Here is a 24,834-nt window from a genome sequence, read left to right as displayed (position 1 = left end):
TGGGTCACCGGACGCCGGACGATGTGTATGGTCAGCCCCAAAGCTGCGACGATCTGGCAAGGAGTCCTCCCGAACTGCTCTGCAATCATTGGCATGTAAGCCTAGTGCCCAGCCCGGGCATTTTGTCCGGCAGTGTTGCACGAACGCGTGCACGGCCGGCCCGTTCAGAGAGGAAGGCCGCTCGTGGCCCTCATTCGCCATGTCGTCAACGGTGAAGAATTCGGCACAGCCGAACGCACCGGACCCGTCTTCAACCCTGCCACCGGAGTGCAGCAGCACGAGGTCATCCTCGGCTCGGTCTCCGATGTCGAAACCGCCATCGCTGCCGCCAAAGCGGCGCTGCCCGCATGGCGCGCCACCAGCCTCACCAAGCGCGCAGACGTCATGTTCCGGCTCCGCCACCTCCTCAAGGAGCGCACGCCCGAGCTCGCCGCGATCGTCACCAGCGAGCACGGCAAGGTGCTCTCCGATGCGGCAGGCGAGATCGGTCGCGGCCTCGAGAACGTCGAGTTCGCATCCGGGCTCATCAACCTCCTCAAGGGCGAATACAGCCAGCAGGTCTCAACGGGCATCGACGTGCACAGCGTCAAGCAGCCTGTCGGAGTGGTCGGCTGCATCACGCCGTTCAACTTCCCGGTGATGGTTCCGCTGTGGATGGTCGCCAGCGCGATCGCGTGCGGCAACACCGTCGTGCTCAAGCCCAGTGAGAAGGACCCCTCCGCGTCCGTCTACCTCGCTCGACTGTTCCTCGAAGCAGGGCTCCCCGCCGGTGTGCTCAACGTCGTCCACGGTGACAAGGTCGCCGTGGACACCATTCTCGACAGCCCCGACGTCGACGCGGTCAGCTTCGTCGGCTCGACGCCGATCGCGCAGTCGATCTACCAGCGCGCGAGTGCCAACGGCAAACGCGTACAGGCGCTCGGCGGCGCGAAGAACCACATGGTCGTGCTCGAAGACGCCGACGTCGAAGCTGCCGCGGATGCGGCCGTCTCCGCCGCTTACGGCTCGGCCGGCGAGCGCTGCATGGCCGTGAGCGTGCTCGTCGCCGTCGGCGAGATCGGCGATCCGCTCGTCGCCGCCATCGAGCGGCGGCTCGGCTCCCTCGTCATCGGAGACGGCACGCACGGCGACTCGGAGATGGGTCCGCTGATCACGCGCGAACATCGCGACAAGGTCTGCTCCTACGTGAAGGGAGCGGCCGCGGAAGGCGCGACCGTCGTCGTGGACGGCTCCCAGAAATCGTTCGACAACGACGGATTCTTCATCGGCGTCAGCCTCCTCGACAACGTCGGCACCGACATGCGCGTCTACACCGACGAGATCTTCGGCCCGGTCCTCTCCGTCGTGCGCGTCGACACCTTCGACGAGGCGATCGCCCTCGTCAACGCCAACCCGTACGGGAACGGCGTTGCGCTCTTCACGCGTGACGGAGGCGCCGCCCGCCAGTTCGAGTTCGAGATCGAAGTCGGCATGGTCGGCATCAACGTTCCCATCCCCGTACCGATCGGTTCGTTCTCGTTCGGCGGGTGGAAGAACTCCCTGTTCGGCGACGCGCACATCTACGGGCCGGAATCGTTCCACTTCTACACGCGCAGCAAGGTCGTCACCTCGCGCTGGCCCGACCCGGTCCACTCGAAGATCGAACTCGCGTTCCCCGGCAACTCCTGAAAGGCACCACGATGACAGACACCATGCAGGCCAGCGCGGCGGACGCAGTGGCGGATACCGCAACGGATACCGTGACGGATGCGGTGGCGGGAGCCGTGACCGGATACAGCGACAGGCTCGGCACCGTGCATCCGTTCGGGGACGCCGCGGCCGAACAGCGGGTTCGCTCCGACGACCGCAACCACGTCTTCCACTCCTGGAGCGCGCAGGCCCAGATCAACCCGCTTCCCGTCGCCGCGGGCGAAGGCTCGACCTTCTGGGACTACGAGGGCAACGCCTACCTCGACTTCAGCTCGCAGCTCGTCAACCTCAACCTCGGCCACCAGCACCCCGATCTCGTCCGCGCCATCCAGCACCAGGCAGGGCGACTCGCCACCATCCAGCCGTCGATGGCGAGCGACGTGCGCGGCGAACTGGCCCGCCTCATCGCAGGGGTGGCTCCCGGCGACCTCAACAAGGTCTTCTTCACCAACGGCGGCGCGGACGCCAACGAATACGCGGTCAGGATGGCACGTCGGGTCACCGGCCGCCGCAAGGTGCTCTCGATGTACCGCTCGTACCACGGCGGAACGTCCACCGCCATCTCGCTCACCGGCGACCCCCGCCGCTGGGCGAACGAGCCGAGCGACTCATCCGTCGCGCACTTCTTCGGCCCGTACCTGTACCGGTCGGCGTTCCACTCGACCACCCCCGAGGAGGAGACCCAGCGCGCCCTCGAACACCTCGAGAACGTCATCGTGCTCGAAGGCGCGCCAACCGTCGCGGCGATCATCATCGAGACGGTCGTCGGCACCAACGGTGTGCTCGTACCGCCGCCCGGTTACCTGGCCGGGGTGCGGGCACTGTGCGACACGTACGGCATCGTCTACATCGCCGACGAGGTCATGGTCGGTTTCGGACGGCTCGGCGAGTGGTTCGCGGTCGATGCGTTCGGGGTCACCCCCGACCTGATCACGTTCGCCAAGGGAGTCAACTCCGGCTACGTACCGCTCGGCGGCGTGGTCATCTCCGACCGCATCGCCTCGTTCTTCGACACGGTGTCGTTCCAGGGGGGACTCACCTATTCCGGGCATCCGCTCGCCTGTGCCGCCGGCGTCGCGACGTTCGACGTGTTCGAGCGCGACGGCATCCTCGCGCGAGTCCGCGACCTGGGTGAACGTGTCATCGAACCCGAGATCGCGTCGTGGCTCGAACGCCATCCGTCGCTCGGCGAGGTACGCGGACGCGGGATGTTCTGGGCGCTTGAGCTCGTGCGGTCGCGCGAAACCCGCGAACCCCTGGTGCCGTTCAATGCGGCCGGCGCCGACGCCGCACCGATGGCCGAAGTCGCCGCGGCCTGCAAGGCAGCAGGGGTGTGGCCGTTCACCCACTTCAACCGCATCCACATCGCGCCGCCGCTGATCATCACCGAAGGCGAGCTGCGCCATGGCCTCGCCGCCATCGACGCGGCCCTCACCGTCGCCGACCGTTTCGCGGGGTAGAAGCCGCCGAGAGTCGCCTTTCCCGCCGAGAGTCACCAGCACAGCGGGTCATCTCGGCGCGAAGGGTGACTTTCGCGCACCGGGCTAAGCGTTCTCCCGGCGCGGGATGCCGAGCGGGTTGCCGTCGCGCAGCTCCGGCGGAAGCACGGATGCCGGGGCGTTCTGGTACGCCAACGGCACCAGGAACCGCCGGATCGCGGTCGCGCCGACAGACGAATGGATGGATGCGGTGGTCGCCGGCCACGACCCGCCATGATGCTGAGCCCAGGCGATCGCCACCCCCGTGGGCCATCCGTTGAACACGACCCGGCCGGCAATGCGGGACAGGGCGTCGGCGAGCACGGCGACATCCTCATCCGGGGCGTGCTGGATCGTCGCCGTCAGCGAGCCCTCCAGCAGGCCGACCGATTCGGCCAGTTCGGCGTCGTCGGCGTAACGCACGACGACGGTCAGCGGGCCGAAGCGCTCCGTCAGGAACTCTTCACTCGACGCCAGGAAGCTCGGCGCATCCACGATGACGACCACGGGGGCGCTCCCGGCCTCGATCCCCGTGCCGGCCACGGAACCGGCGTTCGCACCGGCCCCACCGCCCTCGGCCCGCACCGTCCCGATCACCTCGACGTCGTCGCGATGCGCGAGGCTAGCGGCCCCCTGTGCGAACGCGTCGCTCATCCCGTCCGTCAGCAGGCGCTGGGCAGGCGCATCCGCCAGCAGCTCAGCAAGCGCATCCTCGAAACCGGTACCCGCCGGCACGAACACGAGCCCGGGTTTCGTGCAGTACTGGCCGCCGTCGCGCGTGAACGATCCGACAAGACCGCTCGCCAGTTCGACGGCACGCGACCGCGCCGCCGCGGCGGTGATCACGACCGGGTTTATGCTGCCGAGCTCCCCGTAGAACGGGATCGGCGCCGGCCGCGCGCAGACCAGGTCGAAGAGGGCCCGGCCGCCGCGGACCGATCCGGTGAAGCCGACGGCCGAGATCGACGGATGCTGCACCAGCGCAACGCCGGCCTCCACACCTTCGACGAGCGAGAAGGCGCCGTCCGGGGCGCCGGCCGCAGCGAGAGCGGCAACAGCGAGGTCCGCTGTCAGCCGCGACAGCTCCGGATGCCCCGGATGCGCCTTCACCACGACCGGGCACCCGGCGGCGAGCGCCGAGGCGGTGTCGTTGCCGAGCACGGAGAACGCGAACGGAAAATTGGATGCGGTGAACACGGCGACCGGACCGATGGGCCTCAGCATCCGGCGCAGGTCGGGTCGCGGCGGGATCGTCGTCGGATCGGGCGAGTCGAGCGTCGCCTCCAGATAGCTTCCCTCGCGCGCGACCCCGGCGAAGAACCGCAGCTGCGACGCCGTGCGAGTCACCTCTCCGTCGAGTCGCGCCTCGCTCAGGTGAGTCTCCCGGTGGGCGACGGCGACGAGTGCGGTCCGATCGGCTTCGAGAGCATCGGCGAGGGCTTCCAGCCAGCGGGCGCGGTCGACGCGCGAGGTCGAACCGAACCCGGATTCCGCCGCGCGGTTCGCCGCGACGTCGACCGAGCTCACGCGAACGCCGCCAGCCCGGTCAGTGCGCGCCCGAGCACGAGGGTGTGGATCTCGTCCGTCCCCTCATAGGTCCGTACCGATTCGAGGTTCGCGAGGTGGCGCATGACCGGGAACTCGTTGGTGATCCCGTCCCCGCCGAGAATGCTGCGCGCCTCACTGGCGATCGCCAGCGCCTCTCGCACGCTGTTCAGTTTTCCGACACTGATCTGCGTCGGCGTCAACGCGCCGCGTTCCTTGAGCCGGCCGAGGTGCAGGGCGAGCAGCACACCTTTCTCGTATTCGACGAACATGTTCGCCAGTTTCTGCTGCACCAGCTGGTTGGCCCCGATCGGCTTGCCGAAGACCTCACGGCTGGTCGCACGCCCGAGCGCCGCCTCGAGACACGAACGCGCAGCGCCCATCGCGCCCCACACGATTCCGTACCGTGCCTCGTTCAGGCAGCTGAAGGGCCCAGACAGCCCGCGAGCGCCCGGCAGCAGGGCGTCGCTCGGCACCCGAACGTCGTCGAGAACGACGTCGCATTGGATGGATGCACGCATCGACAGCTTGCCCTCGATCGGCGTGGCCGTGAACCCGGGCGTCGACGTCGGCACGAGGAACCCGCGCACGCCGTCGTCGGTGGCCGCCCAGACCACCGCGACGTCGGCGATGCTGGCGAGTCCGATCCACCGCTTGCTGCCCCGGATCACCCAGTCGTCGCCGTCACGGTGGGCGAAGGTGAGCATCGCCGCGGGGTCGCTTCCACCTCCGGGCTCGGTGAGGGCGAAGCATCCGATCCGTTCGCCGCGCGCCATCGGCGGCAGCCATTCCCGTTTCTGCTCGTCGGAGCCGAATTTCGAGATCGCGCTCATCGCAAGCGATCCCTGCACCGACACGAAGGTGCGCCAGCCGCTGTCGGCCGCTTCGAGTTCCAGGCAGGCGAGGCCGTAGCTGACGGCGCCCGCTCCCGCGCATCCTTCGTCTTTCAGGTGCATCCCGAGCAGGCCGAGCGCACCGAGTTCGCCGACGAATTCGCGACGGAAGTGCTTGTCTTCGAAGTCCTGCTCGATGACCGGCAGGATGCGTTCCGTCGCGAACGTGCGGGCTTTCGCCGCCCAGTCGCGCTCCTCGTCACTGAGCAGGGGGTCGATGCTGAAAGCGTCGTCGAGCAGGGTGCCCACGGTGTTCCTTCTTCCGTTCTATGGTGTTGCGGAGTCGATGCCGTCGGTCGACGTCGTGCCGGGTGCTGCTGCGACGGATGCACGTCCCGTCTCGTCGAGCCAGACGGCGCCGTCGTGCTCGCCGAGCGCCGGCGCCACGCGCTGGTAGCGCGCCGGCACGGACGACAGGTGGATCGGGTTGGCTGGCTGCACCTGGATGCGGCCGGTCGTTTCATCCGAGACCTGCGCCACGGCATCGATCCCGAGGGAGGCCGCGAAGTCGAACGCCTCGGCGACGCTGTTGACCATCCCCGCCGGAACACCGGTCGCGGCGCACGCCGACACCCAGTGCGCAGCCGTTCCGACTCCGAGCGCTCCGTTGATGGCCGTGCGCAGTTCGGCGCGGTGCGCCACGCGCGACTCGTTGGTCGCGAAGCGCAGGTCGTCGGCGAGTTCGGGCAGCTCGAGGATGGTGGCGAACGAACGGAACTGCCGGTCGTTCCCGACGGCGACCACGAGCTCGCGGTCGGACGCCTCGAAGACTTCGTAGGGGGCGATACTCGGATGCGCGTTGCCGAGTCGTTGCGGTGCGACCCCGGTCGCGAGAGTGCTCGACGCCTGGTTGGTGAGCCCGGCGAGCAGTGAGGTGAGCAGGTCGACGTCGACGCGCTGGCCGACGCCGGTGCGATCCCGCTCCCGCAAGGCGAGGAGGATGCCCGACAACGCGTTCAGCCCGGTGAGCACGTCGACGACAGCGACCCCGACTTTGGTCGGGGCGGTGTCGGGATGGCCGGTGATGCTCATGAGGCCGCCGACCGCCTGGACGAGCAGGTCGTACCCGGCGAGTGCTGCGCCCTGTTCGCGCCCGAAACCGGAGATCGAACAGTAGACGAGACCGGGGTTGGCGGCCTGCAGTGTCGCCGCGTCGAGCCCGTAGCGTTCCATCACGCCGGGCCGGAAGTTCTCGACGACCACGTCTGCCGTCTCGGCGATTGCACGGGCTGCGGCGAGGCCTTCAGCGGTGCGCAGGTCGCAGACGACAGATCGCTTGTTGCGGTTGACCGCGCCGAAGTAGGTCGACTGCCCGTTCGCGTCGACCGGTGGGGTCCATGCGCGGGTGTCGTCGCCGCCGGGGCTCTCGATCTTGATGACGTCGGCCCCGAAATCGGCGAGCATCATGGTCGCATACGGCCCGGCCAGCACCCGCGAGAAGTCGGCTACGCGGATTCCCGTGAGCGCACCCGGGGACGCAGTGTCGCCCATCCGATCCTCCTCGTCGATGCCCAGAGTTATTCATTCTATATCGAATGATTTGGCCCTCGGTGCAGCCACCGGGGGCTCCTGCGGATAGTGTGAATCCATGGTGCACGCATGACCAGTCTCGCCGGGTCGACCCGATCGGCGCCAGGTGCGCGCGACGCTGTCTTCGCACAGCTCGCCGGCGCAGGCCGCGCTGAGCTGGTCGCCCAGCGACTGACGGATGCGATCGTCCTGGGACTTCTCGTGGCCGGCGAACGCCTCCCCAGCGAAGCCGAACTGGCTCGACGCTTCGGGGTCGCGCTCGTCACCGCGCGAGAGGGGCTCGGCATCCTCCGCGAAGCCGGCCTCGTCGAGACGCGCCGTGGCCGCGACGGGGGCAGCTTCGTGATCCGGTCGGCGGCTCCTCACGCCGCACTCCTGCGGGCCCGGCTGCGGGGCATTTCGCAGGTCGAACTGTCCGACCTCGCCGTCTACATCACGGCGATCGCGGCCGCGTGTGCGGATCGCGCAGCGGAACGATCGGCGCCGGCGGACGACGAACGCCTCCGCGGCTGGCTCGACGACGCAGACTTCACCACGCCCGCCGAAGCGCGCCGGAACGCCGGCGGCTTCTTCCTCGAACTCGCCGTCCTCAGCCAGTCGACCCGGCTCGTCCGGGAGCAGATCAGGCTCCAGGCCGAGTTCGGTCCCGTTCTCTGGCTCGGGATGACCGACCCCGTCATGCGCGAGCGGACGGCCGCCGCGACCCGCTCCATCGCCGACGCCATCGCCTCACGCGACGGGGAGGCCGCCCGCTCCCAGGTCACCGGGCTCATCCGGTCGATCGCGGAATGGCTGCTCGCCGCCAAGGCCCGACTCGAGAAGGGCGGTGCCCTCGATGCCTGAGCAGGGGACTGCAGGCCACCCCGGCGTCGACGACGGAGCCGGGCTCGTCAGTTCGCTCTTCGACGGGGTGTTCGGTCAGCTCGCGCAGTGGCGCGAAGCGGTAGCGGCCGGTCCCGCCGAGACGACGCCCGCGAAACTCGACGAACTGGTGGCGGCCCTGGTGCTTCCGTCGCTCACCGCCGACGACGCCGTCCTCATCGGCGCCGGGTTCATCGCCGCTCCCGACTACGTGCACGGTCGCGACGTGCACTTCGCCTGGTGGCTGGGGCCGCTCGAAGACAACCCGCTGATGGGCACGACCGATGGTCCGACGAAACTCGACCTGTCGACCCGGGGCTATGCGGACTACCTGCGCGACTTCCGTTCCCTCGAGTGGTACAGCATCCCCGAGACGACCCACCAGACCCACATCACCGGCCCGTATGTCGACCACCTGTGCACCTGCGACTACATCGTCACCCTGACGATGCCGACCGAAGTGGACGGCACGATGATCGGCGTCGTGGGGGCCGACATCTACGTCAAGCGGCTCGAGCGCGAACTGCTCCCGACGCTGCTCGCGATCGAGCGGCCGGTCACGCTGGTCAACGAGCAGGGGCGGGTGATGGTCTCGACCGACCCGACGCTGGCCGCCGGAACCCTGCTGCCCGCGCATCCGCCCGCCTCCGCCGGAGGCCGGTACGAACTGCTCCCCTGCGCGGGGACCCCGTTCGCCCTGGCGGTCGAGACGGACGGGTCCTGATTAATCATCCTGTGTTATATCTTTGACGAACGAGAGTGTGCATCGCGGCAGACCCTGAGGGCGTGCGTGCACCTGAAAAGGAGACTCCCATGACCAACTACGCAGTCATCAACCCTGCCACCGGGGAGACGGTGAAGACCTATCCCACCATCACGGACGCCGAACTCGAGGCGGCGATCGCGGGCGCCGATGAAGCCCACCGCACGTGGACCCGCTCCACGACGGTCGCCGAGCGCGCCGCCCTCATCCGCCGGGTCGGCGAGCTCCACGTCGAGCGCCGCCAGGAGCTCGCCGAGATCATCGTGCGCGAGATGGGCAAGCCCATCGAGCAGGCGCTCGGCGAGGTCGACTTCTGCGGCGACATCTACGGTTATTACGCCGACAACGCCGCGGACCTGCTGAAGGACGAGCAGATCACGCTGCTGGCCGGCGAAGGCTCCGCGCTCATCCGCCGCAGTTCGCTCGGTGTGCTGCTCGGCATCATGCCGTGGAACTTCCCCTATTACCAGGTCGCCCGGTTCGCCGGACCCAACCTGATCATCGGCAACACCATCCTCCTCAAGCACGCCGAGCAGTGCCCGGAGTCGGCCGCTGCGATCGAGCAGATCTTCCACGACGCAGGCTTCCCGAAGGGCGCCTACACGAACATCTACGCCTCGCACGACCAGATCGAGGTCGTCATCGCCGACCCGCGCGTCCAGGGTGTCTCGCTCACCGGCTCTGAGCGCGCCGGCGCCGCAGTGGCCGAGATCGCCGGCCGCAACCTGAAGAAGGTCGTGCTCGAACTGGGCGGCTCGGACCCGTTCATCCTGCTGTCGACGGACGATCTGGATGCGACCGTCGACGCCGCGGTCGCAGCGCGCCTCGACAACAGCGGGCAGTCCTGCAACGCAGCCAAACGGTTCATCGTCATCGACGAGCTGTACCAGCCCTTCCTCGAGAAGTTCACCTCCGCCCTCACCGGCGTGGCTGCGGGCGACCCGACCTCCGCGGAGACCGGCCTCGGCCCGCTCTCGTCCGTCGCAGCCGCCGACCGGCTCGCCGAGCAGGTCGAGCGCGCCGTCTCGCAGGGAGCCACGCTCGTCGCCGGCGGCAAGCGCAACGGCACGTTCTACGAGAGCACGGTGCTCACCGACGTGAAGCCGGACAACGACGCCTACCGGGAAGAGTTCTTCGGGCCGGTCGCAGCCGTCTACAAGGTCGGGTCGGAGGCCGAAGCCGTGTCGCTCGCGAACGACACCCCGTTCGGCCTGGGCTCGTACGTGTTCACCACCGACCAGGACCAGGCGCTGCGGGTCGCCGACGGCATCGAGGCCGGCATGGTCTTCGTGAACGTGGTGGGCGCCGACGGTGCGGAGCTGCCCTTCGGCGGCGTCAAGCGCTCCGGATCGGGCCGCGAGCTGGGCCGCTTCGGCGCCGACGAGTTCGTCAACAAGAAGATGATCCGCATCGGCGGCTGAGCCCGTTTTCCCGCCCGATCTCTCTGCTGCCGAGAATCACCGTTCCGGCCGAGATGACCCGTTCCAACGGCGATTCTCGGCCGGAACGGGCCGTTTCGGGGGCAAACTACTATCGAAATCGACACTCCGGGGACCCAAACATCTTGTTTTATAGGTTTTAGGCCGATCTCCACTATATTGGGCACACACAATGAGGTGCCCAGCGGTCGATGGCGACCGTTGAAGGCCTCTGGTCCAACCCGGAAGGCAACGATGTCAGCTAATCCGTCCACCTCCGACCACCTCGCCGACGGCGAGCATCTGGCGGTCCTGGGGTACGAGGATTCCTTCAACCGATCGATGTCACTGTGGGCGAACTTCGCCCTCGGTTTCACCTATCTCTCACCGCTCGTCGGCGTGTACTCGCTCTTCGCGCTCGCCGTCAGCACAGGCGGCCCGCCCTCGATCTTCTGGCTCGTCATCGTGGGCGCAGGCCAGCTGCTGGTCTCGCTCGTGTTCGGCGAAGTGGTCTCGCAGTACCCGATCCACGGCGGAATCTATCCGTGGACACGGCGCCTCTGGGGTCGCCGGTATGCGTGGATGGCGGCCTGGATCTACATCTGGGCCATGATCGTCACGGTCACCGCGGTCGCCGAGTTCGGCAGCGGCTTCCTCGCCAGCCTGTTCGACATCCCGGTCACCAAGGAGGTGACCCTGCTCCTCTCGGTGGTGTTCCTGGTCGTCGCCCTCGGCTTCAACTTCTCGGGAACCCGCACCCTGGGTCGCGTCGCCCGGATCGGGCTCGCCGCCGAGCTGATCGGCGTCATCGGGGTGGGCCTGTACCTGCTCATCTTCCAGCGCCACCAGTCGTTCAGCGTGTTCTTCGACACGATGGGCGTCCAGGGCAACGGTCCGTACATCACGGCATTCCTCGGTTCAGCGCTCGCCGGGCTCTTCCTGTTCTACGGCTTCGAAGCGTGCGGTGACGTCGCGGAAGAGGTCGAGAACCCGGCCCGCCGCATCCCCCGCGCGATGATCCTGACCATCCTCGTCGGCGGCGTCTCGTCGCTGTTCGCGTTCGGTGGCTACGTCATGGCCGCCCCCGACCTGCAGTCCATCGTGAACGGCAAGGACGCCGACCCGATCCCCGGGATTCTGCAGGCCGCACTCGGCGATGTCGGCGCGAAGATCTTCCTCATCGTCGCGCTCACCGCATTCCTGTCCTGCGTGCTGAGCCTCCAGGCGGCCGCCAGCCGCCTGCTGTTCTCGTTCGCACGTGACGGGATGGTCCCCGGGCACAAGTGGCTCGCGAAGGTGTCGCCGCGCAGCAAGGTTCCGACCAACGCCCTGATCGTCGCCTGCGTCATCCCGCTCCTGATCTGCGTGATCATCTACGCCGGGCCCCCCGAGCTGCTCACCCAGATCACCTCGTTCGCCGTGCTCGGCATCTACGTGGCGTTCCAGTCGGTCGTGCTCGCCTCGCTGCGGCAGCGCGTCAAGGGATGGAAGCCTGCCGGCCCGTTCAATCTGGGCAAGGCCGGTTTCACGGTCAACGTGATCGCCCTCGCCTACGGGATCTTCGCGATGATCCTGCTCGCGTGGCCGGGTCACACCGGTGTGTTCCTGAACGACTGGATCGTGCTGATCGGTCTCGGCATCGTCGCCGGCACCGGGCTGATCTACCTGTTCGCCGCACGCCCCGACCGCAAGTCGACCGCGCCCGAAGGCGACGCCATCCACGTCGCCGAACTGCTCCGCGCGCGCCGCTAAGCGGCCGCACCGAACGGCGAGTGTCGCCGCTCACGTCGAGATGACCCGCTTCAGCGGTGATTCTCGGCGGTAGCGGCGACACTCGCCTTCGTTAAGGGGGCGGGGACGGGGGCGACAGGGGCGGGGGCGGATGCACGGGGCTGGGCGAGCAACACACCGGCGCCGAGGGCGACGGCGAGGGCCGCGATCAGCCAGCCGCCGACGAGGAACACCCCGGCCGGATGCACGATCGACTGGCCGGCCAGTGCCTGGAACGTGACCAACGCGAGCACCGCGATGTAGACGAGTGCCGCGACGACGACGAGACGCAGCCGCACGCGGTCGTCGGCGAGCAGGCTCCACCGCCGGCCGAGCCAGCCCAGGAGGATCGCGAAGAGCGGGAGCAGCTGCAAGGCGTGCATCCCGACGAAATGCGGGATGCGCAGGTCGCCTCCGACCGTGCTCCAGCCGAGGAGCGGAAGGCCGGGTCCGCCATCCGGAAGCCCCACCGTGTGCGCGCCGGCGATCCCCTGGAAGTTCGACAACTGCTGGGCCGTCGGGCTCGTCATCAGGTATGCGAGCCCCATGCCGATGAGGGCGATGACGGCGCCCACGCGCACGGCGAAGGTGGTCGACGCCGTCGGCAGCTTCAGAAAGAACACGGCGATGGTCGTCAGGAACGTACACACGTAGAGAGTCGTGATGGAGGTGGCCATGATCGTCCAGACGGTCGTGGCGAACGGGGTGCTGACGTTGAAGTGGCTCGTCGTCCCGGCCGCCGCCGCCCCGACGATCGCGATCTGCTCGACGATCAGGGCGACGGCGATCACCGTTCCGACGGTGTGGGCGAACCGGCGCCAGCGCGGCAGGTGAGCGATCAGCCAGGCCCAGGTGACGCTGTAGAGGAAGATCGAGATCGAGAACTTCAGCGGTTTCAGCCAGGTGTCCACGCCGGTCACGACGCGGTGGTCGAATACGAGCCCGACGAGGCAGACGGCGGCACAGACCACCATGAGCGCCGCGACCGTCATCAACGGACGGTGCCACGCGAAGACGGCTTTCATGAGATGCGCCTTTCAGTTGTGACGTAGGCCTGCGCGATACGGCGCAGGCCCGAGGAGAGGGCGTCGCCGAGCACGGTTCCGACGACCATGAGTTCGGCCATATCGGTCGGATCGTCGAGCTCGGCGATGGCGCCCAGGTCGGCCTCGGCCACGTGTTGCGCCGCCGCCGCATAGGCGTCGAGATAGGAGTCCGGGAGCGGATAGCCGGCACGGTCGAACGCATCGACCACCCGGGCGGCGATCTCGCGGCCGGGATTGTCGCCGCAGTCGCCCCAACCGGCGCGATCGATCACCCCATCGATGCGCTCGAGCGCCGGGGCGGAGCCCTGCGAGACACCCGTCACGGAGTCGCGGGACAACGCACGCTGGGCGATGTCGAAGGTGTGTACGATCGGCGCATCCGGATCGTCGAGCGCGGCGAGCACGCTCGAGATCGAGCCGATCGAGAGCTTGCCGACTTCGAGCATCGCCCGGATGAGCCTCAGGCGGTGTGCGTGGGAGTCGTCGTATTCCGTCCGGTTGCCCCCGACGCGCTCCCCCGCCGGCAGGAGACCTTCGCGCACGTAGTACTTGATCGTGGCTGCCGGGGTGCCGGAGAGTTCTGCGAGTTCCGTGATGACCATGCAGTGATAGTACCACTACCGGTAGCGGCACTACCAGTGGCACTTTCGGGCATGCGAAAGGCCCGCCCCCGAGAGGAGCGGGCCTTCGCGACGTGGTTGCGACTAGATCGCGTTGACGTCGAGGGGGATGCCGGGGCCGAACGTGGTCGACACGGCGCCCTTCTGGATGTACCGGCCCTTCGAAGCGGACGGCTTCAGTCGAACGACCTCTTCGAGCGCTGCGCGCAGGTTGTCGTTCAGCTGCTCGGAGGTGAAGCCGGCCTTGCCGACGACGAAGTGCACGTTGGAGTGCTTGTCGACGCGGAACTCGATCTTTCCGCCCTTGATGTCGGAGACGGCCTTCGCGACGTCGGGCGTGACCGTACCGGTCTTCGGGTTCGGCATGAGGCCACGGGGACCGAGGACCTTACCGAGACGGCCGACCTGGCCCATGAGCTCCGGGGTCGAGACCGCAGCGTCGAACGAGGTGTAACCGCCGGCGACCTTCTCGATGAGTTCGGCGCCGCCGACCTCGTCAGCGCCTGCAGCGATCGCGGCTTCGGCTGCGGGGCCGGTCGCGAACACGATGACGCGCGCGGTCTTGCCGGTACCGTGAGGAAGAATGACGGTACCGCGGACCATCTGGTCCGCCTTGCGCGGGTCGACGCCGAGCTTGAGGGCGACCTCGACGGTCGAGTTGAACTTGGCGGAGCCTGTCTCGCGTGCGAGTTCGACAGCTTCGCTGGGGGTGTAGTACTTTCCGGGTTCGATCTTCTCGGCCGCGGCCCGGTAAGCCTTGGACTTCTGTGCCATGTGTTTCTCCTGATTCGAGATTGTGGTCTGGATGAGCCTGGCTGGCTCTGCCACGTGTTTCCTTGGTGGGAGGTGAGCCGGTTAGGCTCAGCCCTCGACCGTGATGCCCATGGAGCGGGCGGTGCCGGCGATGATCTTCGACGCGGCGTCGATGTCGTTCGCGTTCAGGTCGACCATCTTCTGCTCGGCGATCGAACGGACCTGCTCCTGGCTGAGCTTCGCGACCTTGACGGTGTGCGGAGTGCCGGACCCCTTGGCGACGCCTGCAGCCTTCTTGATGAGCTCGGCGGCCGGCGGCGTCTTCAGGATGAACGTGAACGAGCGGTCCTCGTACACGGTGATCTCAACCGGGATGACGTTGCCGCGCTGCGACTCGGTGGCCGCGTTGTACGCCTTGCAGAACTCCATGATGTTCACGCCGTGCTGACCGAGCGCCGGGCCGATAGGCGGTGCAGGGTTGGCGGCGCCGGCGTTGATCTGAAGTTTGATCAGACCAGTTACCTTCTTCTTCGGTGCCATGTTTCTTCCTTCTTTGTGGGTATTCGAGCTTCACGGGCGAACCCGGTCCGCTCTCCCGGTCTCTCGGCCTTTCCGAGACCCGGTGAACTGAAAATCGTGTCAGAGCTTGGTGACCTGGTCGAAGCTGAGCTCGACGGGGGTCTCGCGCTCGAAGAGCGAGACGAGGACCGTGAGTTTGCCGCTCTCGGGCTTGATCTCGCTGATCGAACCGGGAAGGCCGGCGAACGACCCTTCCTTGATGGTGATCGTCTCGCCGATCTCGAAGTCGATCTCTGCGGGGATGACGCGAGCCGCAGCCTTGCCACCCTTCGTGCCGCCACCCTTGGCGGCCGGGGCCTCCTGGATCTGGACGAGGCTCTTGAGCATGGAGAACGCCTCTTCGAAGCGCAGCGGCGTGGGGTTGTGCGAGTTGCCGACGAAGCCCGTGACGCCCGGAGTGTGACGGATGACCGACCAGCTGTCTTCGTTCAGGTCCATGCGCACCAGCACATAGCCGGGGATGCGCACGCGGTTGACCATCTTGCGCTGGCCGTTCTTGATCTCGACCACGTCTTCCATCGGAACCTCGACCTGGAAGATGAAGTCCTCCATCGACATCGAGATCATGCGGTTCTCGATGTTGGACTTCACGCGGCGCTCGAAGCCGGCGTAGGAGTGGATGACGTACCACTTGCCCGGCTTGCTGCGAAGCTCGGCGCGGAATTCTTCGTACGGGTCGACCGGGCTGGCCTCTTCGTCTTCGACGGCCTCGACCGCGGCCTCGGCCTCTTCGGCAGAGTCGACTTCGAGAGCTTCGTCCACAACGCGGTCGGCCTCGGGGTCGACCGCCTCCGCCATGGCGTCGAGCACGGCGTCGAGGTCGATCTCGGTTCCGTCCTCTGCCACGATGTGAAGGGCCTCGTGCTCGGCCGGGTCGACCGAGTCCTCCTGAGAGGCCAGAACGTTACCGGTCTGCGCCTCATCGTCTTCGGAGGACTGCTCGGCTGCGGTCGCCCAGTCCACGTCGTCGCGATTTGTCTCAGACACTGAATTCATTCCATTTCTCTTGTTGTAGCGGGCTACTTCGGGTTACCGAACACCCACACGACACCGAGCCCGAAGATCCAGTCGAGCAGCGACACCAGGGCCATCATGATGACCACGAAAACCAGCACGACGCCGGTGTAGCTGAACAGTTCCCGGCGCGTCGGCGTGACGACCTTCCTCAGCTCCAGCATCACCTGGCGGATGAACAGGGCGAACTTCGCGAAGGGTCCACGCTTCTCAGCACGGTCCTTTTTCGCGTTCGCGACGATTTCCTCGCTCGGCTCGTCGATAACTTTTCGGGCCACCTAGTTCACCTTTCGTGGGCCGACACGTGAATGCCGACTTGCAGGGCGGACAGGACTCGAACCTGCAACCTGCGGTTTTGGAGACCGCTGCTCTACCAATTGAGCCACCGCCCTAGGGATGAAACGCGACACACTCTCGCACTCGTCTCAGGCTTCAGGCTACTCGAAGAAGCTCCGAAGTTTCTTACGGAGCAACGGGTTGCTCTGCCAAAAAAAGGGCGCAAAAAAGCATGGCAGATTTCAACTACCTCGAACAAGTGTAGGCGACGGGATGCAGCACTGCAAAGTCGGGGGCCGCGGCCGGGCATCCACCGTCCAGCCTATGCTGGAGCGGTGACCGGATCATCGCGAATCTCGACACGGATCGGCTCCATCGCGGAGTCCGCCACCCTCAAGGTCGACGCCAAGGCGAAAGCGCTCAAAGCTCAGGGCCGGCCCGTCATCAGCTACGCCGCGGGCGAGCCCGACTTCGTCACGCCGGACAACATCGTCGAGGCTGCGCTCGCGGCCGTCCGCGACCCCCGCAACTACCGCTACACGCCTGCGGCGGGGCTGCCGGAGCTGCGTGAGGCCATCGCAGCGAAGACGCTGCGTGATTCGGGACTCGAGGTCGCGTCATCCCAGGTCGTGGTCACCAACGGAGGCAAGCAGGCCGTCTATCAGGCCTTCGCCACACTCCTGGACCCCGGCGACGAAGTGCTCGTGCCGACGCCGTACTGGACCACGTACCCCGAGGCGATCAAGCTGGCCGGAGGCACGCAGGTCGACGTCTTCGCCGGTGCAGACCAGGACTACCTCGTCACCGTCGACCAGCTCGAGGCCGCACGCACCGACCGCACGAAGGTGCTGCTCTTCGTCTCGCCGTCCAACCCGACCGGGTCCGTCCACTCCCCCGAGCAGACCAGAGCCATCGGCGAATGGGCGGATGCGCACGGGCTGTGGGTGATCAGTGACGAGATCTATCAGAACCTCACCTACGACGGCGTGAAGGCCGTGTCGATCGTCGAGGCCGTCCCTGCGCTGGCCGACCGCACGATCCTCGTGAACGGCGTGGCCAAGACGTACGCGATGACCGGGTGGCGGGTCGGGTGGATGGTGGGTCCGGCCGACGTCATCGCGGCCGCCGGCAACCTGCAGTCGCACCTCTCGTCGAACGTGTCGAACATCTCGCAGCGAGCTGCCCTGGAGGCGCTCACCGGGCCGCAGGAGGCCGAGGAGCAGATGCGGCAGGCCTTCGACCGCAGGCGCAAGACGATCGTCGCCGAACTGAACGCGATCCCCGGCGTCCTCACACCGACACCGCTCGGGGCGTTCTACGTCTACCCGGACATCACCGGCCTCCTCGGGCGCACCTGGGGCGGCGTGACGCCGACGACATCGCTCGAGCTGGCCGACCTCATCCTCGAGCAGGCCGAGGTCGCGACGGTGCCCGGCGAGGCGTTCGGGCCGTCCGGCTACCTGCGCCTCTCGTACGCCCTCGGCGACGACGAGCTCCTCGAGGGCGTCCGCCGCCTGCAGCGCCTGTTCGTCGCCTAGCTCTCGAGTCGTCACCAACTCCCCTCGACAAGCGATCTTTCGGTCACTTCCCGACGACTCGACTGCCGCGCGAGGGAAGGGGGCTGTGGATAACGTTTTGGGGGCGCGCAAGCACGGCACGCTGGGTGGATGCGCAGGCCGACACCACTTCCCGACCGCTACGAAGACGCGCCCTTCGCGCTCCGCACTGCGCTCCAGGAAGGGCTCACGGTGCGGCGACTCCAAGGCCGCGACCTCCGGCGCCCGTTCCGGGGCGTCCGCGTGCACGCCTCTGCCCCGGACTCCCTGCAGGCGAGGTGCGCGGCCTACGGTCAGCGGATGCCGGTGGGCGGCTTCTTCAGCTGCACGACTGCGGCGCTACTGCACGGGATACCGCTTCCTCTGCGGTTTGCGACCGATGAGCGCATCCATGTATCGGTGCCGCATCCGGCGAGAGCGCCTCGCGTGAAAGGAGTCGTCGCTCATTCCGTACGCATCGCCGAGCACGAGTTGACTACGCTCGCCGACCTGCCGCTCAGCACGCCTTCGCGCACGTGGTGTGAACTCGGTGCTCTGCTCGACGTGGCATCCCTCGTTGCGGCGGGAGATCACCTCGTTCACCAGGCGCACGGGTCGACCACTGTCGCCGGACTTGCCGGAGCTCTGGACGCGTACCCTGGCTCACGGGGACGTACGCGACTGAGGGAGGCCCTGCCTTTGCTCCACGATCGGTCGGAATCGCCGCAGGAATCCGTGTTACGGCTCATGCTCCTCAAAGCGGGCCTGTCTCGGCTTTCCGTCAACCATGAGATCACCACCTTGTCTGGGCACCGTTTCCGCGCCGACCTGGCTTTCGCCGAGGAGCGTGTCCTTCTCGAGTATCAAGGCGATCATCACCGGGAGCGCGACCAATACCGTCGCGATCTCACGCGAACGATGCGACTCCAGGCCGAGGGATGGACCGTCGTGCAGATCGGGCCGGACGACCTCCGTCTTCCAGAAGACCTCGTGTCGCGCATCCGGTCGATCCTCGGCGCGCGCACCCTAACGAGCATCCAGTCGGCGGTAAGTCCCCGAACCGGGCGGAAATGAGAGGAGTTACCGACGACTCGGCGGGAGCGAAAGGCAGTAGGCGGCCGCCGGGCGCGTCAGAGGAGCTTGCGCTCGAGAGCCCAGGCGGTCAGCTCGTGGCGGGAAGAGAGCTGCAGCTTGCGCAGCACGGCCGACACATGCGTCTCGACGGTCTTGACCGAGATGAAGAGCTCCGCCGCGACCTCCTTGTAGGCGTAGCCGCGTGCGATCAGCCGCATCACTTCGCGTTCGCGCGCGGAGAGGCGGTCGAGCTCATCCCCCGCCTCCGCCTGTTCCCCTGCCGCAGCACCGAACGCATCCAGGACGAAGCCGGCCAGCCGGGGCGAGAAGACGGCGTCGCCACTCGCGACGGCGACGACAGCTCGGCTGACGTCGTCCCCCGAGCTTCCCTTCGTCAGGTAGCCGCGCGCGCCGGCGCGGATCACCCCCACCACATCCTCGGCGGCGTCCGACACGCTCAGCGCGAGGAACCGCGTCTCGGGTACATCGCCGATCGTGCGCCGAACCACCTCGGCGCCACCGCCACCCGCCCCACCGGGCAGGTGCACGTCGAGCAGGACGACCGCCGGCCGCGTCTCGACGATCGCAGCGACCGCAGCATCCACATCCGCCGCCTCCGCCACGACGACGAGGCGACGATCGAGGTCGGCTCGCAGCCCCGAACGGAAGATCGAATGGTCGTCGACGATCGCCACCGTGATCGGCTCAGGCTCGGCCGGCTCCTGCGTGATCGGCTCAGGCTCGGCCGGCTCCTGCTCGGCCGGCTCAGGCTCGGCCGGCTCAAGCTCGGCCGGCTCAGGCTCGACCGCCTCTGGCGGCTCCGGTGTCACGTTCTCGCTCATGGCTCGCTCCCGTGGTCGAGGTGGAGGTGTACTTCGGTGCCCGACCCGCCGGCTCCGGTGACCACCGTGGCCTGGCCGCCGGCGCGCCTCATGCGGCCGATGATGGACTCACGCACCCCGAGTCGGTCGTCCGGCACACCCGTCAGGTCGAATCCCGGCCCGCGATCTCGGATGAACACGTCGACGGAGGTCTCCGAATTCTCGAGGTAGACCGAGACGTCACCGCCGGCGTGGCGCGACGCGTTGAGCATCGCCTCGCGGGCGGCCGCCGCGAGCTCCGACGTGACGGTGTCGACCGGTTCGCCGACGGCGACGACCTCGATGCGCACCGGATGGTCGAGCTCGAGCGCGGCGGCGAAGTCCCGGAGCTCTGTGGCCAGGTCCCGGTCGGGGGTCTCCGCTCCCGCGTACAGCCAGTCGCGCAGCTCGCGTTCCTGCGCCCGAGCGATGCGGGCCACCTCGCTGGACGCGCCGGCGCGGTTCTGGATGAGCGCGAGCGTCTGCAGCACCGAGTCGTGCAGGTGGGCGGCGATCTCCGCACGCTGCTCCTCACGCACGCGCGCCGTCCGTTCGGCGATCAGTTCCCGCCAGAGCTTCAGCGCCCAGGGCCCGAGCAGGACGGCAGCGCCGGCGAACACCGTCACGATCACCAGCAGCCACACCCAGCCGGAGTCGGCACGTCCGGCGCCGGCGGTCAGGACGGCGCCCATCGCGAGCAGGAAAGCCCCGGCCGTGATCCGCAACGCGGTCGAGGACGCCGGCCGCGGCATCACGTCGCTGCTGTCCGCGAACTGGTCCCAGGCCACGCCGCCCACTGCGAGCGCGACCATCACTGCGACCGACAGCACGAGCCCCTGATCGGACCCGGTCAGAGCGGCCGAAGCCACCCCCACGATCCCGGTCACGGCGGCGAGCGCCACCAGCAGCCACGCGACGGGAACGCGACGGTGGACCGCGCCGCCGTCGGGCGCGGTCGGGTCCGGTTCGCGAAGCGGGGTCAGTGCCCACAGCCAGAGGTACAGCAGGACACCTGCGCCGCCGACGAAGGCGAGCCCGACGAAACTCCACCGGATGACCGCCACCGGCCAGCCGAGGTGGTCGGCGAGCGCCACCGAGACACCGCCGAGCACGCAGTCGCGGGGACGCGCCAGCGGGCGCGCACCACGCGTGGATGCGGTTGGAGCGGATGTCGGGGTCACGTCAGAATCCAAGCAGGTTTCTGCGCTCCCGGCACGCGCAGTCGCATGATTCAGGGTCGGCTCAGGGTGATACCCCATAGCGCCCGCCCTCGCTCCGGCGGGAGCATCGAGACATGTCACAGCAGCAGACTCCGCCGGGTTCGCCGGCGACACCGGGCGCGAGCAGCGCGACGGGCTCGAACCGCTTCTTCGGGTGGATGCGCAGCCTCGGCATCACCCGCACCGACGGGTGGATCGGGGGTGTGTGCGCAGGCATCGCGGAACGCATCGGCATCGACCCGCTGATCGTGCGCGGCATCGCCGTCGTCGCCGCCGTGCTCGGCGCGCCGGTCCTCCTCTTCTATGCGGTCGCCTGGGCGCTCCTGCCTGATCGCAACGGCACCATCCACGCGGAGAAGCTCGTCCACGGCGAATTCGACACGGCGATGGTCGGGATCGGCGTGCTCGCGCTCCTCTCGCTCCTCCCCTTCACGCAGGGCGTGTGGTGGGCGGGGGCCCAATTCTGGGGCGCGCCCACCTGGCCGGAGGCGATCCTCCGGTCCCTGTGGACACTGCTCGTCATCGGACTCATCGTCGCGTTCGTCATCTGGGCCGCGCGCGGCGCCCAAATGCCTCCCTGGGCCGGCGGTTCGACACAGAACCCGCGAACGGCTTCCGCGGGTTCCGCCGGCCCAGGGTACGGATCGCCGGCCGCGACCGCCGCAACGGCGACGGCGACGACCGTCGCGTCGTCCGCGGCGACAGCATCCGACACCGCCACGGGCGCGACCACGGCTCCGACCGTTCCCCTTCCTCCGGTCGACACGACCACCGAGCCGACTGAACCGCCCGCTCCCCCGACCGATGCTCCTGCCGACGACTACGCCGCGTGGAAAGCTCGTCACGCCTCCTGGCAGGTTCAGCACAACGCCTGGCAGGCGCGGCACGACGCGGATATGCGGGCTATCCGGGCACAGCGCGCGGCCGAGAACCGGGCCCGCTCCGATGCGTACCGGGCCGAGGCGGAGGCCCGGCGCCGGGAGTACCGGCTGGCCAACCCCCGCACCAGCGCGGCCTACGTCTTCGCCACGATCGGACTGGCCCTCATCGCATCGGCTATCACGGCGATCGTCGTGAGCCGCGGGCCGGAGTTCGACGGCTACGAGGTGACTGCCTCGCTCGCCGTCGCGACGATCGTGTTCGCCCTTGCCGGCGTGCTCGCCGGCGCCCTGCGGAGGCGCAGCGGATTCCTCGGCTTCCTGTCGATCCTTCTGCTGGTGGCGACCGTGACGACGGCGTTCCTCCCGCGCGACCGCCAGCTGGTGCTGCAGCCGGTCGGCGCGTGGCTGGTGCCCAGCGCATCCGCGTCGTACGCCCAGCCGTTCGGCGAAACGACGCTCGTCGTCGATTCGGCAAGCGCCGGGGGCGCTCCGGGCACACCGGTGGTCGACCTCGAGAAGGGGCCGGGGACCACCTACGTCCTCACCGACAAGCAGACGACGGTTCGGATGGAGCTGCTCCTGCGCGGCGCGAGCGTCTACTCGTTCGTCGAGGGACAGGGTATTGTGACCGCCCCCGCGTGCGTGCGGACGCCGAGCGGAGCCTGCAGCTACGACTTCGTCGACGGCCCGAAGGCCACCCCCGACGTCATCGTGCGGATTGAGCAGACCGGCGGCGAAGTTCAGCTGCGACGCAACCAGGAAGCGACAGGAGTACAGGGATGAGCGACAGCGACGACAAGACCGTTCCGCTGGAACCACTGGCGGATGCGGCACCGCAACCGGATGCGACCGCACCCACCCTGCAGGCCGACCCTGCGCCGAGCGCGCCGTGGATGGTCGCCATGACGACCGACGCTCCCTCAGTGAGCCACGGTCGCCCCCGCACCCGCTGGGCCGCGATCGTCTGGGGGCTGATCATCGCCGGGATCGCGGCGACCACACTCGCGATCGTGGGCTCTCCCGAGCGCCGACAGGCCGTATCGGACTGGGCGGCCACCCTGACGCCGGGCGCCTTCTGGATTCTCTCCGTACTCGTCGTCGGTGTGTTCATCCTCGTCCTGGCGGTGCTCGCGCTCATCCGGCGCGCCCAGCGCCGCAGCGCTGTCTGACCCGCCCGGTCCCTCCGGGCGCGTGTGCCCGCCAGCAGGGTGCATGCCCGCCACCTCGAGCGGGCTGAGATGCCCCGACCTGGCGGGCACACCTGTGCCGGCGATCGACGGCGGCTCTAGGCGGCCGGGGCACCGCACGTGCATCATTGAGCCATGACCGCTGACGAGAGTCCCGCACCCGACCCGGCTGCCGCGGTCTCGGTGCGCGACCTGCGCAAGGACTACGGATCGTTCACCGCACTCCACGGCGTCAGTTTCGACATCGCGAAAGGCGAGACGTTCTCCCTCCTCGGACCGAACGGCGCAGGCAAGAGCACGACGATCGAGATCCTCGAGGGCTACCGCGACCGAACCGCCGGAAGCGCCCAGGTGCTCGGGATGGACCCCCATCGAGGCGGCGTATCGTGGAAGGCCCGCCTGGGTATCGTGCTCCAGTCGAGCGGCGAGCCGGGCAACGTGACCGTGCATGAACAGCTGGCGCATTTCGCCGGCTTCTATCCGCATCCGCGCGACGTCGACGAGGTCATCGCGGCCGTCGGGCTGACCGACAACGCGAAAACCCGGATCAAGAACCTCTCAGGCGGGTTGCGACGCCGGGTCGACGTGGCTCTCGGGTTCGTCGGCCGACCCGAGATGCTGTTCCTCGATGAACCGACGACCGGGTTCGACCCCGAGGCCAGGCGCGAGTTCTGGGAGCTCATCCGGGGCCTGAAACGCGAAGGCACGACCATCCTGCTCACCACCCACTACCTCGACGAGGCGGCGCAACTGAGCGATCGGGTCGCCGTCATCGCGAATGGCCGGCTCGTCGACATCGGCGCGGTGCACGAGATCGGGGGTGCGGATGCACGCATACCGATCGTGCGCTGGCGCGACGCCATCGGTCAGCAGCACGAAGAGCGGACCGAGCATCCGGCGGCAACGGTGGCGGCTCTCCTTGCGCGTGACGGGGAGCCCCTCGATCTCGAAGTGATCCGGCCGAGCCTGGAGGACATCTACCTCGAGCTCGTCAAGGACGCGGATGCGGATGCCGAGGTCGCGGCGTGAGGACGCTGACGCTCGGCGCCCGGCGCGTCGGCTACGAGACCCGCGTGTACTTCCGCCAGGGAGACACCATCTTCTTCACCTTCCTGTTCCCGGTCGTCATGCTCGGGATCTTCTCGGTGGCGTTCCAGGGGCTCGGCAACGTCGGCGTCAAACCCGACGGAACGGGCGGTGTCCCCCAGGCCGCGTACTACCTCCCGGCGATGATCGCGGCCGGAATCCTGCTGAGCGGGGTGCAGAACCTCGCCGTGGACATTGCGGGCGAGAAGGGCGACGGCACGTTGAAGCGACTCGGCGGCTCGCCTCTGCCCGTGGTCTCCTACTTCATGGGCAAGATGGGTCAGGTCCTGGCGACGAGTGTGCTGCAGATCGCGTTGCTGCTGGTGGTCGCACGGTTCGCCTTCAACGTCGCGCTGCCGACCGATCCGGCGAAGTGGGTCACGTTCGTGTGGGTGTACCTGCTCGGGATCACGACCTCCGCGGTGCTGGGGATCGCGCTGTCGTCGGTGCCACGGTCGGGAGGCAGCGCGACGGCGGTGATCATTCCGATCGTGCTGATCCTGCAGTTCATCTCCGGGGTCTACCTGCCGTTCAACCTGCTGCCGACGTGGCTGCAGAACATCGCCAGCATCTTCCCGCTGAAATGGATCGCCCAGGGGATGCGGAGCGTGTTCCTTCCCGACTATTTCGAGAGTCTCGAGCCGAGCGGGAGCTGGCAGCACGGGCTGACCGCCATCGTGCTGCTGATCTGGCTGGTCGTCGGCATCATCGCGTGCCGTCTGACGTTCCGCTGGATCCGCAAGGACACGTAGCGCC

At 68.0% G+C, this 24,834-nt stretch carries 23 protein-coding genes and 1 tRNA gene; 12 read left to right on the top strand and 12 right to left on the bottom strand.

The features are described from left to right. The first annotated feature begins 183 nt into the window (after positions 1-183). Positions 184-1,668 (top strand): CoA-acylating methylmalonate-semialdehyde dehydrogenase, encoded by a 1,485-nt coding sequence (locus G3T36_RS18665; RefSeq protein WP_163291365.1) that lies wholly within the window; start codon positions 184-186, stop codon positions 1,666-1,668. Between the two features lie 95 nt (positions 1,669-1,763). Continuing rightward, positions 1,764-3,149, top strand: a complete 1,386-nt coding sequence (locus tag G3T36_RS18660; RefSeq protein ID WP_338031650.1) for an aspartate aminotransferase family protein — start codon at positions 1,764-1,766, stop codon at positions 3,147-3,149. An 84-nt stretch (positions 3,150-3,233) separates the two neighbouring features. On the opposite strand, the gene G3T36_RS18655 is transcribed toward G3T36_RS18660, so the two are convergent. Genes G3T36_RS18655 through G3T36_RS18645 form a run of 3 tightly spaced genes read right to left on the bottom strand, consistent with a single transcriptional unit; the run spans position 3,234 to position 7,096 of the window. Beyond that, positions 3,234-4,694, bottom strand: a complete 1,461-nt coding sequence (locus G3T36_RS18655) for an aldehyde dehydrogenase family protein (RefSeq protein WP_163291364.1) — start codon at positions 4,692-4,694, stop codon at positions 3,234-3,236. Further along, a complete protein-coding gene (locus G3T36_RS18650; RefSeq protein ID WP_163291363.1) occupies positions 4,691-5,854 on the bottom strand; it encodes an acyl-CoA dehydrogenase family protein in 1,164 nt (387 codons plus the stop codon). The genes G3T36_RS18655 and G3T36_RS18650 overlap by 4 nt, the downstream gene beginning before the upstream one ends. An 18-nt stretch (positions 5,855-5,872) precedes the next feature. Then, entirely contained in the window at positions 5,873-7,096 is a 1,224-nt protein-coding gene (locus G3T36_RS18645; protein WP_163291362.1) for a CaiB/BaiF CoA transferase family protein, read from the bottom strand. 108 nt (positions 7,097-7,204) lie between these two features. On the opposite strand from G3T36_RS18645, the gene G3T36_RS18640 reads away from it, so the two are divergent. The 4 genes from G3T36_RS18640 (at position 7,205) to G3T36_RS18625 (ending at position 11,929) form a co-directional block, all read left to right on the top strand. Further along, positions 7,205-7,978: a FadR/GntR family transcriptional regulator gene (locus G3T36_RS18640; protein ID WP_163291361.1), complete on the top strand. Its 774-nt coding sequence runs from the start codon at positions 7,205-7,207 to the stop codon at positions 7,976-7,978. Beyond that, positions 7,971-8,720 carry a cache domain-containing protein gene (locus tag G3T36_RS18635; RefSeq protein WP_163291360.1) on the top strand — a complete coding sequence of 250 codons (750 nt, stop codon included), beginning with the start codon at positions 7,971-7,973 and terminating at the stop codon, positions 8,718-8,720. The genes G3T36_RS18640 and G3T36_RS18635 overlap by 8 nt, the downstream gene beginning before the upstream one ends. Positions 8,721-8,809: 89 nt before the next feature. Further along, positions 8,810-10,180: an NAD-dependent succinate-semialdehyde dehydrogenase gene (locus G3T36_RS18630; RefSeq protein ID WP_163291359.1), complete on the top strand. Its 1,371-nt coding sequence runs from the start codon at positions 8,810-8,812 to the stop codon at positions 10,178-10,180. Positions 10,181-10,432: 252 nt separating this feature from the next. Further along, the gene (locus G3T36_RS18625; protein WP_163291358.1) at positions 10,433-11,929 is read left to right on the top strand and encodes an APC family permease; all 1,497 of its coding nucleotides are present in this window, start codon (positions 10,433-10,435) and stop codon (positions 11,927-11,929) included. Between the two features lie 50 nt (positions 11,930-11,979). Here the strand turns inward: G3T36_RS18625 and G3T36_RS18620 are convergent, their stop codons facing one another. The 7 genes from G3T36_RS18620 to G3T36_RS18590 all read right to left on the bottom strand — a co-directional run bounded on the left by G3T36_RS18620 (position 11,980) and on the right by G3T36_RS18590 (position 16,351). Next, positions 11,980-12,972 (bottom strand): hypothetical protein, encoded by a 993-nt coding sequence (locus G3T36_RS18620; protein WP_163291357.1) that lies wholly within the window; start codon positions 12,970-12,972, stop codon positions 11,980-11,982. Next, positions 12,969-13,595 (bottom strand): MerR family transcriptional regulator, encoded by a 627-nt coding sequence (locus G3T36_RS18615; protein WP_163291356.1) that lies wholly within the window; start codon positions 13,593-13,595, stop codon positions 12,969-12,971. Before G3T36_RS18615 ends, G3T36_RS18620 begins: the two co-directional genes overlap by 4 nt. A gap of 102 nt (positions 13,596-13,697) precedes the next feature. After that, the gene (gene rplA / locus G3T36_RS18610; protein ID WP_163291355.1) at positions 13,698-14,387 is read right to left on the bottom strand and encodes a 50S ribosomal protein L1; all 690 of its coding nucleotides are present in this window, start codon (positions 14,385-14,387) and stop codon (positions 13,698-13,700) included. Between the two features lie 87 nt (positions 14,388-14,474). Beyond that, on the bottom strand, positions 14,475-14,906 hold the full coding sequence (gene rplK, locus G3T36_RS18605) for a 50S ribosomal protein L11 (protein WP_163291354.1): 432 nt from the start codon (positions 14,904-14,906) through the stop codon (positions 14,475-14,477). A 99-nt stretch (positions 14,907-15,005) separates the two neighbouring features. Continuing rightward, entirely contained in the window at positions 15,006-15,932 is a 927-nt protein-coding gene (nusG, locus tag G3T36_RS18600; protein WP_163291353.1) for a transcription termination/antitermination protein NusG, read from the bottom strand. Positions 15,933-15,964: 32 nt separating this feature from the next. Then, positions 15,965-16,237, bottom strand: a complete 273-nt coding sequence (secE, locus tag G3T36_RS18595) for a preprotein translocase subunit SecE (protein ID WP_163291352.1) — start codon at positions 16,235-16,237, stop codon at positions 15,965-15,967. A gap of 41 nt (positions 16,238-16,278) precedes the next feature. Further along, positions 16,279-16,351 (bottom strand) — tRNA-Trp (locus G3T36_RS18590). A gap of 219 nt (positions 16,352-16,570) precedes the next feature. Here G3T36_RS18590 and G3T36_RS18585 point away from each other — a divergent pair. Together G3T36_RS18585 and G3T36_RS18580 are read left to right on the top strand one after the other, a co-directional pair. Beyond that, complete coding sequence (locus G3T36_RS18585) at positions 16,571-17,773, top strand: aminotransferase class I/II-fold pyridoxal phosphate-dependent enzyme (protein WP_163291351.1); 1,203 nt, start codon at positions 16,571-16,573, stop codon at positions 17,771-17,773. A gap of 129 nt (positions 17,774-17,902) precedes the next feature. Beyond that, positions 17,903-18,844, top strand: a complete 942-nt coding sequence (locus G3T36_RS18580; RefSeq protein ID WP_163291350.1) for an endonuclease domain-containing protein — start codon at positions 17,903-17,905, stop codon at positions 18,842-18,844. Between the two features lie 56 nt (positions 18,845-18,900). On the opposite strand, the gene G3T36_RS18575 is transcribed toward G3T36_RS18580, so the two are convergent. Beyond that, on the bottom strand, positions 18,901-19,686 hold the full coding sequence (locus G3T36_RS18575; protein ID WP_163291349.1) for a LuxR C-terminal-related transcriptional regulator: 786 nt from the start codon (positions 19,684-19,686) through the stop codon (positions 18,901-18,903). Continuing rightward, complete coding sequence (locus tag G3T36_RS18570; RefSeq protein WP_338031636.1) at positions 19,683-20,885, bottom strand: PspC domain-containing protein; 1,203 nt, start codon at positions 20,883-20,885, stop codon at positions 19,683-19,685. Before G3T36_RS18570 ends, G3T36_RS18575 begins: the two co-directional genes overlap by 4 nt. Before the next feature lie 113 nt (positions 20,886-20,998). Between G3T36_RS18570 and G3T36_RS18565 the strand changes: the two genes are divergently transcribed. From G3T36_RS18565 to G3T36_RS18550, 4 genes are all read left to right on the top strand, one after another. After that, positions 20,999-22,588 (top strand): PspC domain-containing protein, encoded by a 1,590-nt coding sequence (locus G3T36_RS18565; RefSeq protein WP_163291347.1) that lies wholly within the window; start codon positions 20,999-21,001, stop codon positions 22,586-22,588. Beyond that, positions 22,585-22,974, top strand: a complete 390-nt coding sequence (locus G3T36_RS18560) for a hypothetical protein (RefSeq protein WP_163291346.1) — start codon at positions 22,585-22,587, stop codon at positions 22,972-22,974. The genes G3T36_RS18565 and G3T36_RS18560 overlap by 4 nt, the downstream gene beginning before the upstream one ends. A gap of 153 nt (positions 22,975-23,127) precedes the next feature. Further along, positions 23,128-24,021, top strand: coding sequence for an ABC transporter ATP-binding protein (locus tag G3T36_RS18555; RefSeq protein WP_163291345.1), 894 nt, complete (start codon positions 23,128-23,130; stop codon positions 24,019-24,021). Beyond that, on the top strand, positions 24,018-24,830 hold the full coding sequence (locus G3T36_RS18550; protein WP_163291344.1) for an ABC transporter permease: 813 nt from the start codon (positions 24,018-24,020) through the stop codon (positions 24,828-24,830). The genes G3T36_RS18555 and G3T36_RS18550 overlap by 4 nt, the downstream gene beginning before the upstream one ends. Positions 24,831-24,834 lie beyond the last annotated feature (4 nt).

This window comes from Leifsonia tongyongensis, assembly GCF_010686705.1.
Classification (GTDB): domain Bacteria; phylum Actinomycetota; class Actinomycetes; order Actinomycetales; family Microbacteriaceae; genus Diaminobutyricibacter; species Diaminobutyricibacter tongyongensis.
The sequence above is the reverse complement of the archived record's forward strand: the minus strand, read 5'-3'. Positions and strand labels throughout refer to the sequence as shown.

Bases quoted from the DNA above. Each gene is read 5' to 3' on its own strand.
- G3T36_RS18645 (WP_163291362.1), bottom strand. From the start codon at position 7,096: ATGGGCGACACTGCGTCCCCGGGTGCGCTCACGGGAATCCGCGTAGCC.
- G3T36_RS18640 (WP_163291361.1), top strand. From the start codon at position 7,205: ATGACCAGTCTCGCCGGGTCGACCCGATCGGCGCCAGGTGCGCGCGAC.
- G3T36_RS18635 (WP_163291360.1), top strand. From the start codon at position 7,971: ATGCCTGAGCAGGGGACTGCAGGCCACCCCGGCGTCGACGACGGAGCC.
- G3T36_RS18630 (WP_163291359.1), top strand. From the start codon at position 8,810: ATGACCAACTACGCAGTCATCAACCCTGCCACCGGGGAGACGGTGAAG.
- G3T36_RS18625 (WP_163291358.1), top strand. From the start codon at position 10,433: ATGTCAGCTAATCCGTCCACCTCCGACCACCTCGCCGACGGCGAGCAT.
- G3T36_RS18620 (WP_163291357.1), bottom strand. From the start codon at position 12,972: ATGAAAGCCGTCTTCGCGTGGCACCGTCCGTTGATGACGGTCGCGGCG.
- G3T36_RS18615 (WP_163291356.1), bottom strand. From the start codon at position 13,595: ATGGTCATCACGGAACTCGCAGAACTCTCCGGCACCCCGGCAGCCACG.
- rplA (WP_163291355.1), bottom strand. From the start codon at position 14,387: ATGGCACAGAAGTCCAAGGCTTACCGGGCCGCGGCCGAGAAGATCGAA.
- rplK (WP_163291354.1), bottom strand. From the start codon at position 14,906: ATGGCACCGAAGAAGAAGGTAACTGGTCTGATCAAACTTCAGATCAAC.
- G3T36_RS18580 (WP_163291350.1), top strand. From the start codon at position 17,903: ATGCGCAGGCCGACACCACTTCCCGACCGCTACGAAGACGCGCCCTTC.
- G3T36_RS18575 (WP_163291349.1), bottom strand. From the start codon at position 19,686: ATGAGCGAGAACGTGACACCGGAGCCGCCAGAGGCGGTCGAGCCTGAG.
- G3T36_RS18565 (WP_163291347.1), top strand. From the start codon at position 20,999: ATGTCACAGCAGCAGACTCCGCCGGGTTCGCCGGCGACACCGGGCGCG.
- G3T36_RS18560 (WP_163291346.1), top strand. From the start codon at position 22,585: ATGAGCGACAGCGACGACAAGACCGTTCCGCTGGAACCACTGGCGGAT.
- G3T36_RS18555 (WP_163291345.1), top strand. From the start codon at position 23,128: ATGACCGCTGACGAGAGTCCCGCACCCGACCCGGCTGCCGCGGTCTCG.